The 16,354-nt window shown below is 66.6% G+C and carries 8 protein-coding genes; 3 read left to right on the top strand and 5 right to left on the bottom strand.

The features are described 5' to 3' along the window. The first annotated feature begins 12 nt into the window (after positions 1-12). The 3 genes from OEX18_01685 to OEX18_01695 are packed head-to-tail and all read left to right on the top strand — an operon-like array spanning position 13 to position 2,886. On the top strand, positions 13-1,293 hold the full coding sequence (locus OEX18_01685; protein MDH4335970.1) for a hypothetical protein: 1,281 nt from the start codon (positions 13-15) through the stop codon (positions 1,291-1,293). Continuing rightward, positions 1,280-1,597 carry a hypothetical protein gene (locus tag OEX18_01690; GenBank protein ID MDH4335971.1) on the top strand — a complete coding sequence of 106 codons (318 nt, stop codon included), beginning with the start codon at positions 1,280-1,282 and terminating at the stop codon, positions 1,595-1,597. The genes OEX18_01685 and OEX18_01690 overlap by 14 nt, the downstream gene beginning before the upstream one ends. Next, positions 1,594-2,886 (top strand): hypothetical protein, encoded by a 1,293-nt coding sequence (locus OEX18_01695; GenBank protein ID MDH4335972.1) that lies wholly within the window; start codon positions 1,594-1,596, stop codon positions 2,884-2,886. Before OEX18_01690 ends, OEX18_01695 begins: the two co-directional genes overlap by 4 nt. On the opposite strand, the gene OEX18_01700 is transcribed toward OEX18_01695, so the two are convergent. From OEX18_01700 to OEX18_01720, 5 genes are all read right to left on the bottom strand, one after another. After that, positions 2,887-3,867 (bottom strand): electron transfer flavoprotein subunit alpha/FixB family protein, encoded by a 981-nt coding sequence (locus tag OEX18_01700; GenBank protein ID MDH4335973.1) that lies wholly within the window; start codon positions 3,865-3,867, stop codon positions 2,887-2,889. 20 nt (positions 3,868-3,887) lie between these two features. Beyond that, positions 3,888-4,679 (bottom strand): electron transfer flavoprotein subunit beta/FixA family protein, encoded by a 792-nt coding sequence (locus tag OEX18_01705; protein ID MDH4335974.1) that lies wholly within the window; start codon positions 4,677-4,679, stop codon positions 3,888-3,890. A 34-nt stretch (positions 4,680-4,713) separates the two neighbouring features. Then, entirely contained in the window at positions 4,714-5,862 is a 1,149-nt protein-coding gene (locus OEX18_01710) for an acyl-CoA dehydrogenase (GenBank protein ID MDH4335975.1), read from the bottom strand. A gap of 244 nt (positions 5,863-6,106) precedes the next feature. Then, the gene (locus OEX18_01715) at positions 6,107-11,065 is read right to left on the bottom strand and encodes a C25 family cysteine peptidase (GenBank protein ID MDH4335976.1); all 4,959 of its coding nucleotides are present in this window, start codon (positions 11,063-11,065) and stop codon (positions 6,107-6,109) included. 44 nt (positions 11,066-11,109) lie between these two features. Beyond that, the gene (locus OEX18_01720) at positions 11,110-16,041 is read right to left on the bottom strand and encodes a C25 family cysteine peptidase (GenBank protein ID MDH4335977.1); all 4,932 of its coding nucleotides are present in this window, start codon (positions 16,039-16,041) and stop codon (positions 11,110-11,112) included. Positions 16,042-16,354: the final 313 nt, after the last annotated feature.

A 16,354-nucleotide genomic window follows, 5' to 3' on the forward strand; every position in this document is an offset into this window, starting at 1 on the left:
CCGGAGACGACCATGAAAGCATTTCTCATATTCCTGTCGATCTGCGCCGCATCTCTGGTGACGGCGCCGGTACCCACCACCGCCCAGGGCAACATGGACTCGGTGCGCGGCTTCATCGAACGCAACGCCGAACTCCTCGGCGTGGCCACCGCCGTGGTGCAGGAGACCAACAGCATCCGCGCCCGCGGTCTGCTGGAGACCGCGACCACCCTGCACAAGCAGTCGGTGGGTCTGCTCGAGCAGAATTCCAACGCGCAGGCGGGACGGGTGGCGGTCCGCGCGCGCGAGGTCATTCAGCAGACCATCTCGGTGGCCAAACGCGACGCCCGCATCGAAGAACAGGCCGTGCGCACCATGGAGCGCGCCACCACCCGCCTCGAACAGGCACGCATCGTGTTCGAAGAAGACGGGAACGACAAGATCGTCGCGCGCCGCCTCATCCTCGAATCGGCCGACAACCTCCGGCGGGCACGCGAGCAGGTGCAGCAGCACATGTTCGAAACGTCGCTGCGCCTGGCCGAATCCTCGCTGGCCCTGTCCAACCGCGCCATCCGCATGCTACGGCGCGACGGTCTGGGCCCGGACGTGGCCGAAGAGATAGACCGCACGCAGAGCATCATCGAGCGCGCGGGCGAATCGCGCGCGTCGCACGACCCGGCGTTGAACCGGTTGCTGGAGCAGGCGAACGAGTTGCAGCGGCGCGCGGTACGCAGCGCGGAGCGTGGCGACGCCGCCATCGCCGTGGAGCAGACCCGGGGTGCGCGCAACCTGGCCCTGCGCGCCATGCGTGCGGGCGGCGGCGCCGGCGCGTCCGACGAGGAACAGGCGGTGCGCGCGGTGGCACTCACCGACGCCGTTCTGGAGGGCGCGCGTGACGTGCTGGGTGAGTCCGCTCACGACGGTGCGACGCGCAGGGTGGAAGAAGCTGCACGCCAGCAGGACGACGCACGCCGCGCCCTCGGCGACGGCGACTACAAGCGCGCCCTTGCCCTGTCCACCAGCGCCCGCGAGGCGGTGCGTGCCGCGCTGCGCGGCATGGACGTGGCGGTGGACCCCGCGTCCGTCGAATCCGCCCTGGCGCGCACCGACGATGCCATCACAAAACTCGGCGATACCATCGCCGGCAGCGACCGTGCCACCGCGCGTGAGTTCTTCGAACGCGCGACCTCCCGCCAGCGCGAGGCGCGGGCCGCACTCGGCGACGGTGACCCCCGGCGCGCGCTCGCGCTCACCCGCGTGGCACACAACCTGGCCCGCAGCGGACTGTCCGCCATGAAAGATGCGGAGAACTGACCTCCTTCGCCCCGTCGCACTGGCCGCCGCCATCACGCTCTCGGCGTGCGCCGGGACGGGAACGCCGCCGCGCGCGCCGGAGACGGCGGCGTCCGCGAACGACGCGCCGCTTCAGGACCTGCTGGCCCGCCTCGAGATCCTCATTGCCAACGACGAAGCCCACGGATCGCTCCCCGACGCGGTCCTCGCCGAGGCGCGCGCGCTGCGCGTGGAGGCGCTGGCAGCGTTGGCCGCCGGTGACGAGCCGCTTGCGATCGACCTGCTCACCGCCGCCATCGCGCTGTTCGGGGACGGGCACGGATGAGCGCCGGACACCGCCCCGGGATCGGCGCGCTCGCGGGGGCCGCACTCCTGCTCGGGATCACGCAACTCTCCTCCCCGGCAACCGCCGCCGGACGTTGGCTGGGCTCGCTGGAACTGGGTTTCGACACCTACACCGAGCGCTATTCCATCTCCGAGGCCGACACGCTGAGCAGCATCAACGAAGCACGCTCGCGCCTGCGGGTGGCGTGGGTGACCGGCGCGCTGGGCCGCAACTACTCGCTGCTGGAGGGCCGGCAATACCTGGGTGAATCCAGCTGGGAAACGGCGGTGCACGGCCTGCTCACCCGCCGCCTGGGCAGCGCCCGGTGGGTGGTGAACCTGGACGGCGAGGTCGCGCGGCGGGGCTTCCAGGAAGGAGCGGGCTACGAGTTCCCCAACGACTACACCCGCGCCTACGCGCGCGCGGGTCTGCGCGCGCGGGCGGGAACCCACCTGACGGTCCGGCTGGACGACCGCGTCGAGAACCTGGATTACGAACGTCGCACCGAGTTCGACTACGACTACACGCGTAACGTTGCCACCGCCATGCTCGACGTGGGCCGCGACCCCTTCCGTGGCGTATCGGGCGGGATCCGCCTTACCACCATGTCCATCCCGGACAGCACGGAGATCGAGTACCACGCGCTGGGCCCGCTGCTGGAGGTGCGCATGTTCGGTGCGCCCCACGAGCGGTTGTACGTGAATGTTTCCACGGAAAAGCGCGACTATCCCGACGGCGGCACCCGCAGCTCGTTCTGGTCGGTGCTGGTCTCCGGGTTGTTCGAGTGGCCGGTGGCGGAGCACTGGAGCATTGAAATGGCGACCGATACCGAGAACTATGACTACGACGTCGCCACCGGCGCGTACGACGACTACCTGGAGTCGCGCAACTACATGGCCGTAAACTGGTACAGTGGGGGGTTCCGGTTCGGGGCGGGCCCGGCGTTCGGGTGGCTGTCCAGCACGGACGTGCCGCAGGAGGAGTACCGCGAACTGGGCGTGCGACTGGCCCTGGAGCAGATCGGCGTGAGCGGGCTCTACCTGTGGGCCTCATACGAACCCGGCACGCGTGACTACGAGGCGTTCTCCTCCGGCACGGCAACAATCGACGACAGCGAGGTGATCTTCTCGGACTACGTCTACCACCGCGTGAATCTGTTTGTGAACGCGCGCGTGTACCGCGCGCTGTGGCTCAACGTCCTGTTTGACTGGCAGCCCGAGGACCACGACCGCGATGGCGACGACGCCACCGCGACGGTGGGCTCGGTATCCCTGATGTACCAGTTCTGATCAGGAAGCGACGAGCTTCTTCATCTCTTCGGTGAGATGCGGAACCACGTCGAAGAGATCACCCACCACGCCGTAATCCGCCTTCTGGAAGATGGGCGCGTTCTCGTCCTTGTTGATGGCCACGATCACCTTGGAGGTGCGCATGCCCGCCAGGTGCTGGATGGCGCCGGAGATGCCCACCGCCACGTAGAGCTTGGGGTTGACCACCTTGCCGGTCTGGCCCACCTGCATGGCGTGCGGCACGTAGCCGGCGTCCACCGCGGCGCGCGACGCGCCCACCGCGGCTCCCATCACGTCGGCGAGATCCTGCAGGATCTTGAAGTTCTCACCGCTCTTGAGCGAGCGCCCACCGGAGACGATGATCTCGGCCTCGGTGAGGTCCTTCTTGCCGCCCGAGGTCGCCGCGAATTCCGCCACCCGGCCGTGGATGGAATCGGCGCTCACCCCGGCCGCCACCTCCACGACCTCGGCGCCGGAAGCGGCCTGGGCGGGTGGGTTCACGTTGGGCCGGATGGACACGAAGCGCACCGGCGCCACCGCCTCCATCTCCGCAATCACCTTGCCCGAGTACACCGGGCGCAACACGCGCAGCGTTCCGTCGCTGAGCGTCACCCCGGTGCAGTCCGTGAAGAGCGCCGCTTCGCAGCGCGCGGCGGCGCGGGCGGAGAGATCCTTGCCCATGGCGGTGGCGCCGAAGAGCACCGTGTCCGCGCCGCACTGATCGATGATGGCCTTGAGTGCGGTGGTGTATCCCTCGCTCGAATACGCCGCAAGTTGCGCGTCGCGGGCCACGAATACCTTGCCCGCCGGAAGCGACTTCGCGTCGTTGACGGCGGCGTCGAGCCCGTCGCCGATGAGCGCGATGCTCACCGGACCGCCGCCCGACTGCGACAGCGCGTTGGCCGCGGTCACGATCTCGCGGGCGATGGGCTTGAGCGCGCCGCCACGAATCTCACCGAATACCAGGATTCCCTTCGACATGTCCTCGTCCTTTCGAGCGGCTAGATGACCTTGGCCTCTTCGCGCAGGAGCCGCGCGAGCTCCTTCGCCTGCTGCGCCGCATCCCCGGGGATCATCTTCACCGGCGGGCGCTCGGGCAGCGCGTGATAGCGAACCAGCTTGCTCTTCGATCCCGCCGCCCCCACCTGTCCGGCATCGAGCTTCACGTCGGCGAGACCCACCTTGCGGATTTCCTTCTTCTTGGCCTTCATGATGCCGGGCAACGACGCGTAGCGGGGCTCGTTGAGCCCCTTCTCACAGGTCACCGCGGCGGGGAGGGTGAGTTCCACCACTTCGTCGCCGCCCTCCACACGCCTGCGTGCGCTGGCTTTGTTCCCCTCGATCTTGAGTTCGGTCAGGATGAGCGCCTGCGGTATGCCGAGCAACTCCGCGATGGCCGGGATGGTCTGGGCGGCATCGTCGTCGATGCCCTGCTTGCCGCCGAGAATGAGATGGGCGCCGAGCGGGCGGATCACCTCCGCCAGCACGCGGGCGTTGGCGCCGGCGTCGCCGCCTTCGAACGCCGGGTCGCCCACGTGGATCGCGTCGTCCGCGCCCATGGCCAGCGCGGTGCGCAGCACCTCCTCCACGCGATCGGGGCCCAGCGAGACGGCGACCACGGTGGTATCGTCCTTGAGGCGCTCACGGATGCGGATGGCTTCCTCGACGGCGTACTCGTCGTAGGGGTTCATGACAAACTTGAGACCCTGGGTCTCGATGCCGGAACCGTCCGCGGTGATCTTGATCTTGGATTCGGTGTCCGGAACGCTCTTGACGAGCACGACGATCTTCACCTTGAACCTCCTCGGGCGCGGATGGCCCGGCGCGCTACTTCAGATTGTGCAGAACGCTGCGGGCGATCACGAGGCGCTGGATCTCACTGGTGCCCTCGTAGATCTCCGTGATGCGCGCGTCGCGCATGTAGCGTTCCACGGGAAAGTCCTCCAGGTATCCGGCGCCGCCGTGGATCTGCACGGCTTCGCGCGCGGCCTGGTTGGCGATCTGGGACGCGAACAGTTTGGCCATGGCCGCTTCCTTGCCGTGCGGCTGCTTCTCGTCCTTGAGGCGGGCGGCATTGTAGACCAGCAGGCGTGCCGCCTCGATGTGCATCGCCATGTCCGCGATCTTCCACTGCATCGCCTGGAACTTGCCGATCTGCTGACCGAAGGCCTCGCGCTCTTCGGCGTACTTCACCGACGCGTCGAGACACGCCTGGGCGATACCGACGGCCTGCGCCGCAATACCGATGCGTCCACCGTCCAGCGTGTGCATGGCGATCTTGAACCCGCCCCCCAGGTCGCCCAGCATGTTGGCGGCGGGCACACGCAGATCCTCGAACACCAGCTGGGTGGTGCTGGAGGCGCGCAGTCCCAGCTTGTCTTCCTTCTTCCCCACCGAGAACCCCTTGGAGGCGGCTTCGATGACGAAGGCGGAGATACCGCGCGTCTTGTGGGACGGGTCGGTGCGCACCATGGCCAGCACCACATCCGCTTCCAGACCAGTGGTGATGAAATTCTTGGTTCCGTTGAGGACGAATTCATTGCCGTCGCGCACCGCGCTGGTCACCAGCGAAGCGGCATCGCTGCCCGACCCCGGTTCGCTCAGCGCGTACGCGCCGAGAAATTCTCCACTGGCGAGTCTGGGCAGGTAGCGCTTCTTGAGGTCTTCCGAGGCCCAGTGGACGATGGGCGCGGTCACCAGCGAGCTCTGCACCGACATGGTCACGCCGGTGGACGCGCACGCCCGGTTGACCTCCTCCAACGCCAGCACCAGGGCGAAGTTGCCGGCCGCACTGCCGCCGTACACCTCCGGCACCAGCATGCCGAGAAACCCCATGCGGCCCAGTTCCTTGACGATTTCGCGCGGAAATCTGGCCTCTCGGTTATGCTTGTCCGCGGCGGGGGCGATGACGGTGTCGGCGAACTCGCGCGCCGTCTGCTGAATCAGGCGCTGCTCTTCGGTCAGCGTATACTGCACGATCGCCTCTTCTTCTGAAGGGTCTGCGGGGACGCCGCCGGGGATCCCGGCGGCTTGATATTTCCGTGTATTACGGGGAGCATGCGTCGGATTCGACGTCGGCCTGAATCGAACCTACCCCAGCCCGCAACTCGGTGTCAACGCCCTTTTGGACGCGAAAACGCCCGCATCCACAAGGGGTTGCGGGCGATTCCGGACTCCCGGATGGGAACGTCTTCCTGCGGCGCGAGGGTCACCCCGCCTTCTATTTGACCAGCAGCATCTTGCGCGTGTCGGTGAAACCACCCGCCACCATGCGGTAGAAGTAGACGCCGGAACTGACCGGCGCACCCGCGTCGTTGCGCCCATCCCAACGTGACTGGTAGCGGCCCGCGGCCTTGTGCTCGTTGACCAGCGTGCGCACCCGCGCACCCCGCACGTCGTAGATCACCAGACTCACCGCGTTGCGGATGCCGCCCGGCACCCAGTAGTCGATGCTCGTCACGGGGTTGAACGGGTTGGGGTGGTTCTGGCCCAGCTTCGCGATCGTCACCGGTACCAGCACCGCCAGCGTCTCGTTGACCACACCGCCCTCTCCCTCCAGCCGGTAGACGTAGCGCGAGCCCATCTCCACGCCCCGGTCCACCACCCGCACCTCACCGTCCATGGACAGGCCCACCGCGCTCGCCACCCGCCGGTACGGGCCAGGCGCATCGTCCTTCAGCTCCGCCCGGCTCACGTTGAACAACCCGCCGCTCGCGCTCAGCGGAACCGTCCACACCAGTTCCATGCCCCCGCCCAGCGCCGCGTAGCGGAACGAGGCACCACCCACCGGGGTGGGAACCACGAAGCCGTGGGCCCCGTTGTTGTGCGCGTTGGCGTGGAAGCGCGGCCACGGCGCGGTGGCCGGGTTCCAGCTACCGGAGAAATCCCACACGTAGAGGCTCTTGTCCCAGCCCGCGGCGACGAGATCAATGTCGCCATCCTGATCCACGTCGTTGAGTTCGGGTACGCCGCGCATCGCGTCGTCGGTCTTGAGCGGGAAGCCGGCGATCAACTGGCCGCTCACGTTCCACGCGTACAGGTACTGGGTCTCGCTGCCGATCACGATGTCGGGATTCCCGTCCCCGTCGACGTCGGCGATGACCGGCGACGACTCGGTGTAGGTGGTGGTGGTGTACTGCCTGGGCCACCCCGCCAGCACGACACCATTGCTCTGCGTGCCGTAGATGTTGCCACTGCCGCGCGCCACGAAGATCTCCAGCTTGCCGTCGCCGGTGACATTGCCGATCGCGGGCGACGAGGCGAAGAAGGGGTTCCAGGGGGCATTGCTGAAGTACTGCGACATCTGCAGCGTCGCATCATGGTTGATCACGAACAGGTTACCGGCCGCCGTGTTGACCACAATTTCGAGGTCGCCGTTGTTGTCAACGTCACCAATCGCCGGACTTCCCGCCACGTCGGAAGCAAGCGCGTACGGCCACCCCGGGCTCACGGAACCGTCTTCGTTGAATACGTAGAGCTGGTCGCCCTGCGAACCCACGATCAGCTCTTCCATGTTGTCGCCATCGATGTCCGCCATGGCTGGCGTGGAATAGTTGAATGTGCAATTGGGCATGCGGAAGAACACGCCCTGCGTGAGCGGATTGAAGTCGCCGTCGATGAATTCGCTGCCGTCGGCATTCCAGGCGTAGATCACACCCTTCTCGTCCACCGCGATCACTTCCAGCAGATTGTCCCCGTCGAGATCGCCCGCCGCCACCCCGGCGCGGACGAAGTTCTCCGCGCTCCGGGGCCAGCCGGGCAGCAGGGCCCCCTGATGGTTGAACACGTACACCTGCTTGAGGTCGCGCGAGGCTGCGATGACCTCCAGGCCGGGCGCCGCGTCCAGGCGCGCCAGCGCCGCGTGTGCCACAAACGATCCCCCGACCGGGGACAGCACGCCCCAGGTCTGGGCGTCGCCGTCTCCGTTGATCACTTCACTCCCGTCGCTGTTGAAGGCGTAAACCTTGTCGGCGCACACCACGATTTCGAGATCGCCGTCGCCGTCGATATCGCCCACCACCGGCGAGGAACTGGTTTCGGAGCCCAGCGGAAGGGGGAACCCGGAGACCTGCTGCGGGTTCGTGCTGCCCGAGGCCACGGCCGACGGCGCGCTCTCGTTGCCGGAGGTATCGATGGTGGTGGCCCTGAAGTAGTACAGGGAATTGGACGTCAGTCCCCGGTCGAGAAACACGGTGTGCGACACCGGGTCGACCGTGGACTTCACCCACGGCCCTACCGGCGTCGTGGACCGATAGACGTGGTAGGTTTCGGCATCACCGCTCACACTCGCCGACCAGAAGACCTGCAGACGGTCCGGCCCCAGACTGGGGTCGATGACCAGCCCCACAGGGGCAACCGGCGGACGCAACTCGACGATGTCCTGGTACGAGCGCCCGTAGGTGTCGACGATCTCGACCAGCAGGCGGTGCTCGCTGGCGACACTGGTCTCGATCATCTCGAACCCGGCGGTGTTCTCCGCCTCGGCCATGGGCGCCACGGCCGCATAGCTGTCGTTAGCGCCGATCAGCGTGAAACCGGCGTCCAGATCGGTGATGGTCGCGGACCCGCCCGGAAAGGCACCGGTGCCGAAGTTCTTGACCTTGTAGAACAGGTGGAACTGCTCGCCGGCATCGACAATGCCGTCGCCGTTGCCGTTGGCCACGTCATCGATGCGCAACGTCACCTGGAACAGCCCGGGCTGGTGAACTTCCTTCTTGAATGTGTCACGCCACGCCTCGCCGCCGTCGTTCTTGATGACCAGCGTGAAGGGCACCGGGTAGGCGTCCGGGTATGCGTCGTCGAAGGTGACGCGCACGCCGCCGCCCGCAACCACCGTTGCCCCGCTGGCGATGACACCCGCCGCGGCCGTGCTGTCGTCCAGCACGACACCCGGGTCGCTGCTGCGCAGGGTAACGGTGACGTCACCGGTGGACACCGGGCCGGTGTTCTTGAGGGACAGCGCCAGGTCGACGGTTTCTCCACCCTCGATGACACCGTTGCCGTTACCGGCGGTGCCGCCCGTGTTGTCGTCGTCTACCGTCATGCCCGCAATCTGCACGTATGCTGCCGCGGCCGTCACGGTGATGGTGCCGTCGTAGCGCCGCTGATTGTGACCGGTAACCACGACGTCGATAGCGCCGGGAGACCGGGCGCGGAACGGCAGCGTGGCCTGTCCGCTCATGTCCGTGGTGGCCACCGCGTAGTCGTCGCCGCCTTTGGTCAGGCAGACGGTGGCACCCTCCACCGGATTGCCACCACTCATCACCGTGACCAGGATGTTCTGCTTGCCGGCGGACACGCTGGCGGCGTGGGTCACATCCGTCGTCGCGGGACGGTGCGTCCACATGGGCAGCTCGGGGTCGGCGAGGAGCGTGTAGATGTAGTGCGTCCACAGGTCGACGTTGTCACCGAGCAGGGCCAGCGGTGTGCGCAGCGCGCGCGAGCGGGCGAAGGTCTCGCCGATGTTCGTAACCGCCGAATCAAACGCCAGTTTGTAGTACTCGTTCATGTACGCCGACGAGGCGTTCGGGAAGGCGCTCTCGTTGGCGCCCACCACCGACACCGCGCCCCCGTTGGGATTGCGCAGGAAGTGCTCCGCCAGGCAGTAGTACGTGTACGATGCCCCGGTGCAGTTCAGAAAGTAGAGGCACGATAGACGGTTTCCGTTGATGAGCGCGTCCGCATCGGAGTTCACGATGCTGGCGTCGGACACCGACATGTTGAAGCGATAGCCGTGCCCGATATGCACCACGTGGTTGAACCCGGTATTGAGCGAGTCCAGAACCGCCGCCCGGTTCTCGTCCACCGAGCCCGGGAAGTACTCCTGCGTCTCGTACATGCGCACGACATCGAGTCCCGGGGCGGTCAGATGGTTGTTGTAGATGGTCTCGGTGAGATCGGCACCGTTGACGGTGATCGCCTGGGGTGGCGACCAGTTCAGCGGGAAAAGCACCTCGCCCAGCAGGAGCACGCGATGGCCGAACGAGAGGTCGGCCGGAGTCTCGTAGGCGATGACCTTGCCGGTCATCATGGCCACTTCCGCCACCGACGAGGTCGGCAAGCGGCCCACGTACACCTCGGCGTAGAGGTCGGCTCCGTCTATCGGCGTGCCCTCCCCGAAAATGGCGTCGCCGTCCGCGTTCCACGAACCATCCAGGCAACCGAAGTACATGTCCACCGGCAGGAAACGCCCGCCGTCGTAGAAGCCGCTCCACGCCAGGCGCGGCGCGATCTCGCCGGTGTCTCCGCCCAGCAGCAGATAGGTGATCCCCCACTTTGCATACGCGTCCTTGACGAAGTTGCGGATGGTCTCCTGCGGGTCCGAGCCGTTGCGATAGTTGGCCTCGATCCACTCCGTGGTGCGCACCACCGTCGGGACACCCTTGCCCGTCTTGAAGTCCGCCAGCGCCTGGTAGGCGGCCGCCAGCGAATCGGGGGTTACGATTACGTAATCGACCGCGCTGCCCTCCAGCGAGGGAAAGGTCGAGGGGGCGAAGCCACCGTCCGGCGCGGGCACGTCGACGGCACCAAAGCTGTAACCCGCCGCGTCGGCGCTGTTGATCACGAGCCGCGAAAGTTCTCCCTGGATGCGCTGCATGGCACGCGGACGGCGCCGCACCATGTGGACGGGCGCCGGTTGCGCGGATGGCGTGGTCTCGATTTCGAGCGTGACGGCCGGGTAGGCAACCAGATCCTCTCCGGACAACGACAGCGGATACACCGCGAAACTGGCGATGGTGTAACCATGCAGGGTTCCCACACCAAGCAGACGCGCGCGCTCGGCGGGAAACGCCCCGCCTGACGCCAGCGACACCAGCGCGGTCGATTGCCCCGCGACGCCGTCTTCGGTGCGCATCGCATCCGCGAGCACCGGGCTCACGCGGGTGGCGATGACGGTGGTGCCGCGTGCATCTGCGGCGAACGACGCCAGCTCGTGCCCCTGGGGCAACAGCACGCTCACGATGCGGTACGGCAGCGCCGGGCGCCCCTCGTCCGCGAGGGTGGAATAGCCGTCGGCGCGCACCGAGACCGCGTGCCCCGCGGCGGTACCGCGCACGTCCACGTCGGCGGGGTCGAGCACCAGTTGGTAGGAGAGGGTCGTAGCCTGCGCAGAAAGCACGCCGGCTGCGAGCAGGAGTCCGGTGGCCAGAACGGGAATTGCAACTCGGAATCGTTTCATGAGACCGTCACCTCCGCGTCGGGTCGCGGTTGGGAATACGAACGTTATTTGAGGAGAACCATTCTGCGCGCATCCTGGAAGGAGCCCGCGGACATGCGGTAGAAATAAACTCCGGAACCGACCGGCGCACCCGCGTCGTTGCGCCCGTCCCACTGCGCCGCGTAACGGCCCGCGGCCTTCTCCCCGTCGACCAGCGTGCGCACCCGCGCACCCCGGACGTCGTAGATCACCAGACTCACCGCATTGCGGATGCCGCCCGGAACCCAGTACTCGATTGTTGTCACCGGGTTGAACGGGTTGGGATAGTTCTGGCCCAGCTTCGCGATCGTCACCGGTACCAGCACCGCCAGCGTCTCGTTGACCACACCGCCCTCGCCCTCCAGCCGGTAGACGTAGCGCGAGCCCATCTCCACGCCCCGGTCCACCACCCGCACCTCACCGTCCATGGACAGGCCCACCGCGCTCGCCACCCGCCGGTACGGGCCAGGCACATCGTCCTTCAGTTCCGCCCGGCTCACGTTGAACAACCCGCCGCTCGCGCTCAGGGGAACCGTCCACACCAGTTCCATGCCCCCGCCCAGCGCCGCGTAGCGGAACGAGGCGCCACCCACCGGAGTGGGCAGGGTGAAACCCGTGCGCCCATTGTTGTGCACGTTGGCGTGGAACCGCGGCCAGGGGGCCGCATTGTCGTCCCAGCTACCGCTGAAGTCCCACACGTAGACATTCTTGTCCCAGCCCGCCGCAACCAGGTCGGTGTCTCCGTCGAGATCGACGTCGGCAAGCTGGGGCACACCGCGCATGGAATCCTGGGTCTTGAGCGGGAACCCGTCGAGAACCACACCGTTGCGGTCCCACCCCCAGATGCTCTGCTCCTCGCTGCCGATCACCACGTCCAGCAGGCCGTCGCCGTCCACGTCGGCAATGACCGGCGAGGATTCGGTATAGGTAAGCGTGGAGTAGTTCACCGGAAAGCCGGGGCGATCGGTGCCGGTGAAGCTGAAGCAGTAAAGCTTGCCGCTCGCAGCCGGCACGAAGGTCTCGAGCTTGCCGTCGCCATCCACGTCGGCCAGCGCTGGCGAGGGGGCAAAGAAGAGCCCGTTGGCAGTAAAGCGCGACCACAGCTCGGTGCCGTTGTTGCGGATGGCACGAATGTTTCCATTGCGGACATTGATGACGATCTCCAGGGTACCGTTGCCGTCGACGTCACCCACCGCGGGACTCCCGGAAATGTCATCGGCGAGCGCCAATGGAAACCCGGGCAGGTTGTTGCCATACAGATCGAGCACGTGCAACTCATTGCCCTGGGTGCCGACGATGATTTCATCCCGGCTATCTGAGTTGATGTCGGCCAGCGCCGGCGTGGAATACTGGAAGGTGCAACCGGTGAGGCGTTTGAACACGCCCTGGGTTACAGGATTGGCATCACCGTCCAAGTACTCCGATCCGTCGGCGCGCCACACGTAAACGACGCCGAGTTCGTCGATGGCCACCACTTCCCGGGGCAGTCCATCGCCGTCGACGTCACCCACCGCCGCACCCGCGCGGATGAAGTTCTCCACCGTCCGCGGCCAGCCGGCCAGCACCTCGCCGGTATGGCGAAACACATACACCTGCTTGGTCTCGCGCGAAGATGCAACGATCTCCAGCCCCGGCAGTCCATCGAGCTGGGCCAGCGCCACGTGCCCCACGAAGTTGTCGCCCTGGTCGGACAACACGCCCCATGTCACCGGACTGTTATCGCCATCCACCACTTCGTCCCCGTCCCCGTGAAACGCATAGACGCGGTTGTCGCCGACCACGATTTCCGGCAATCCGTCGCCATCGATGTCCCCCACCGCCGGAGACGACGTGGTCTCCGCGGCCATCCCGATCGGGAACCCGATCACCTGTGACGGGTTGGTGCTCCCGGAGAACGCCGCGCTTTGCGCGCTCTCGTTTCCGGATGCATCGATGGCCGTCGCCTTGAAGTAGTACTTGGTGGTTGAGCTCAGCCCCGTGTTGAGGAAGAACGTGTGCGCAACCGGGTCCACGTTGCTCTGCGCGAACGGCCCCAGTGCGGATGTCGACCGATACAGGTTGTAACGCACCGCGTCCAGGCTCGTGCTGGCCGTCCACGATACCTGCAACCGATCCGGCCCCAACCCGGGGTCGACGACCAGCGCCGATGGCGGCAGCGGCGCGCGCAGCTCGACGGTGTCGGCATAGGCACGGCCGTAGGTGTCCGTCACCAGGATGCGCAGGCGGTGTTCGCTGGCGACACTCGGCTCGATCAACGTCAGTCCGCCCACATTCTCGGCTTCCGCCTGCGGCGCAATGGCGCCAAAGGAATCCGTGCCGTCGATGATTGTGAAGCCTGCATCGAGATCGCTGATGGTCACCGATCCGCCGGGATACGTGCCGGTCCCGAAATTCTTGGCCCGGTAGTACAGGTTGAACTGCTCCCCTGCCTCAACCACGCCGTTGCCGTTGCCGGAGGCGCTGTCGTCGATGCGCAACCGCACCAGCGCAAGGCTGCCCAGGTGGACTTCCTTCTTGAACTCATCGCGCCACGTCTCGACGCCGTTGACGCGGACCACGACGACGAAGGGCGCCGCGTACTCGTCCGGCAGCGCGCTGTTGAAAGTGACGCGCACGCCACCGGTGGCGGTGGCCGTGGCCCCCGCGGCGAGCGTCACCAGGCTGGCAGTGCTGTCATTGATGGTAACGCCCGCGTCGTTGCTGCGCAGCCGGACCGTGAGCGTCCCGGTGGTGCTGGAGGTGCCGGTGTTCTTGAAGGCGAGTTGCAGGTCGACGCGCTCGCCAGCCTCGATGACACCGTTTCCGTTTCCGCTGGTACCGCTGAGGTTGTCGTCGTCGATGACCATCGAGGCCAGCGTCACGTAGGGCCCGGTTCCGGTCACCGTGATGGCGCCATCGTAGCGCTTGTAGTTGCGGCCGGTGGCAACCACCTTGATGGATCCGGCGCTCTCGGCGCGGAAGGAGAGCGTCACCTGGCCGGACACGTCCGTGGTCCCCACTTCGTAGTCATCGCCGTCCTTGGACAAGCACACGACCGCGCCCTCCACGGGCGTAGCGTTGCTGGTCACGGTGACGGTGACCAGGCTGGTCCCCTTGGGGACACTGGCCGGGAAGCTGGCCGTGAGCGGCGCGACCGCCCGCGTCCACAGGGGCATCTCGGGCTCCGCGAGGTTGGTGTAGACGAAGTGCGTCCAGCGATCGGATCCGTCGCTGGCCAGCGCGAAACCGGTTCGCGGTTCGCGCGAGCGCGCAAACAGCTCGCCCTGATGGACGACGTTCTGCATCAGCAGCAGCCGGTAGAACTCGCCCTGGTACGAGGAAGCCGTGGTCGGGAACGCGCTCTCGTTGGACCCCACCACCGACACGGCGCCGCCGTTGGGGTTGCGCAGCAGGTGCTCGGCGAGGCTCTCGTAGGTGTACGCGCACGCGGTACAGTTCAGCAGGTTGAAGTTCGACAGGCGTGTGCCGTTGGTGAAGGCGTCGGCATCCGCGTTCACAATGCTCGCGTCGCCCACCGACATGTTGAAACGAAACCCGTGGCCGATGTGTATGACGTGGTTGTAGCCGGCGTTGATCGAGTCCACGGACACCTGCCGGGTCTCCGGCAGGACACCCGGGTACGCCGGGTGGTTCTCGTACAGACGCGTCACGGCGAGCGCTGGATCGGTGAAGTACGACAGGCGCAGAAACTCGGTGATGCTGGCGCCGTCGAGCGAAATCGGGTCGCCGGGGTGATAGTTCGAGGGGAAGAGCACCTCGGCCAGCATCAGGCTCTTGGCGGCGTAGGACGTCTGCGAGGGCTTCTCGTACTCCATCACCTTGCCGATCATCACCGCGGCCTCCGCGTTGGAGCGCGCGGGCAACCGTCCGGTGTAGACCTCCGCGTAGAGGTCGGCGTTGTCCTGGCCGAACTCGCCGAAGATCGCGTCGTGGTCGGCGTTCCAGTCGCCGTCCAGGCAGCCGAAGTACATGTCGACCGGCAACATGCGGCCGCCGTCGTAGAAGACGGAAAATGCGGTGCGCACCGGAACCTGATCCGAGTCGCCTGCCAGCAGGAGATAGCTGATCCCCCACTTGGCGTAGGCGTCGATGGCGAAATTCCGCACCGTCTCGGCCATGTCGGCGCCGTTGAGGTAGTTGGCCGCGATCCACTCCGTGGTGCGCACCACCGTCGGCACACCCTTCTCCGTCTTCCAGTCGGCCAGGGTCTGGAAGGTGGCGGCGAGTGAGTCGTTGGTAACGATCACGTAGTCCACTGCACTTCCCTCCAACGACGGGAAGATGGACGGCAGGAAGCCGCCGGTCGGTTCGGGCACCACCTCACCCGCGCTGGCGTACGACGACACCTGCCCGGCGTTGAGAACCATGGCGCGCAGCCGTTCGCGTACCGACTCGTCGAGCGCGTCGCGACGGCGTTCGCGTGTTACCGGCCGATCCTCGGCCGCCCGCGTGTGCACGGTGAAGGCAACTTCGTCCACCCCGAGCAATGTGTTGTCGACGACCTCAAACGGGTAGATGGCAATACTCGCCACCGCGTACCCGTGCAACCAGCCCGAGCCCAGGAAGCGCCCGCGCGCCTCACCGGACGCGGGGAGAACCGCAGCCGGCGCATCCGCCTCGAGACCCTGGGACGTGGTGTGCGCACCGGCCACGACGGGCGAAACTCCCGAACGGACGACACGCGTCGTGCCGGAGCGGAACGAAACCGACGCCACCGCCTCGCCGGGCGGCAGCAACACGTTGACGATCCGATAGGGCAACTCGGGATAGCCTGGCTCGCGCGACACCTGCCACCCATCGGCGGTCACGGCGACGCGGTCCCCCCCGGGGGCGGAGGTGACGGACACGTCCCCGGGTACGGGAACGCGAAAGGAGAGGTCCGACGCCACGGCGACGTGCGCGAGCATGGCGACGGCAAGCATGGTAGCGAGCGAGACACGGGCGGAAAGGCGGTTCATCAGAGACAACCTCCGGTACGCGCGGTCAGTCGTTCGCCGGTAGGAGCGACGGCGATCTTCGGACCATCTGCTGGTCTTGCCGCGCGTCCGTGGCGCCGCGGCTATGTCAAATCACGGAGAAATGGAAAACCGTTGTTGGTAGCAGATCGCGTTTCGCTTGCGCTCCCGCGGTTGGTTGTTGAACCGCCCAATGATGAGTACATCATTATATCGCAACGGGATCGGCCCGTCAATGGCAGAGTCTGCGCGACGACAGCCATCCGGGATCTGCTGGTGTGTCGAGGAGGTATGCTCGTCCCGGATGGCCTGCCGC

The sequence above is a fragment of the Candidatus Krumholzibacteriia bacterium genome (assembly GCA_029865265.1).
GTDB lineage: Bacteria > Krumholzibacteriota > Krumholzibacteriia > WVZY01 > JAKEHA01 > JAKEHA01.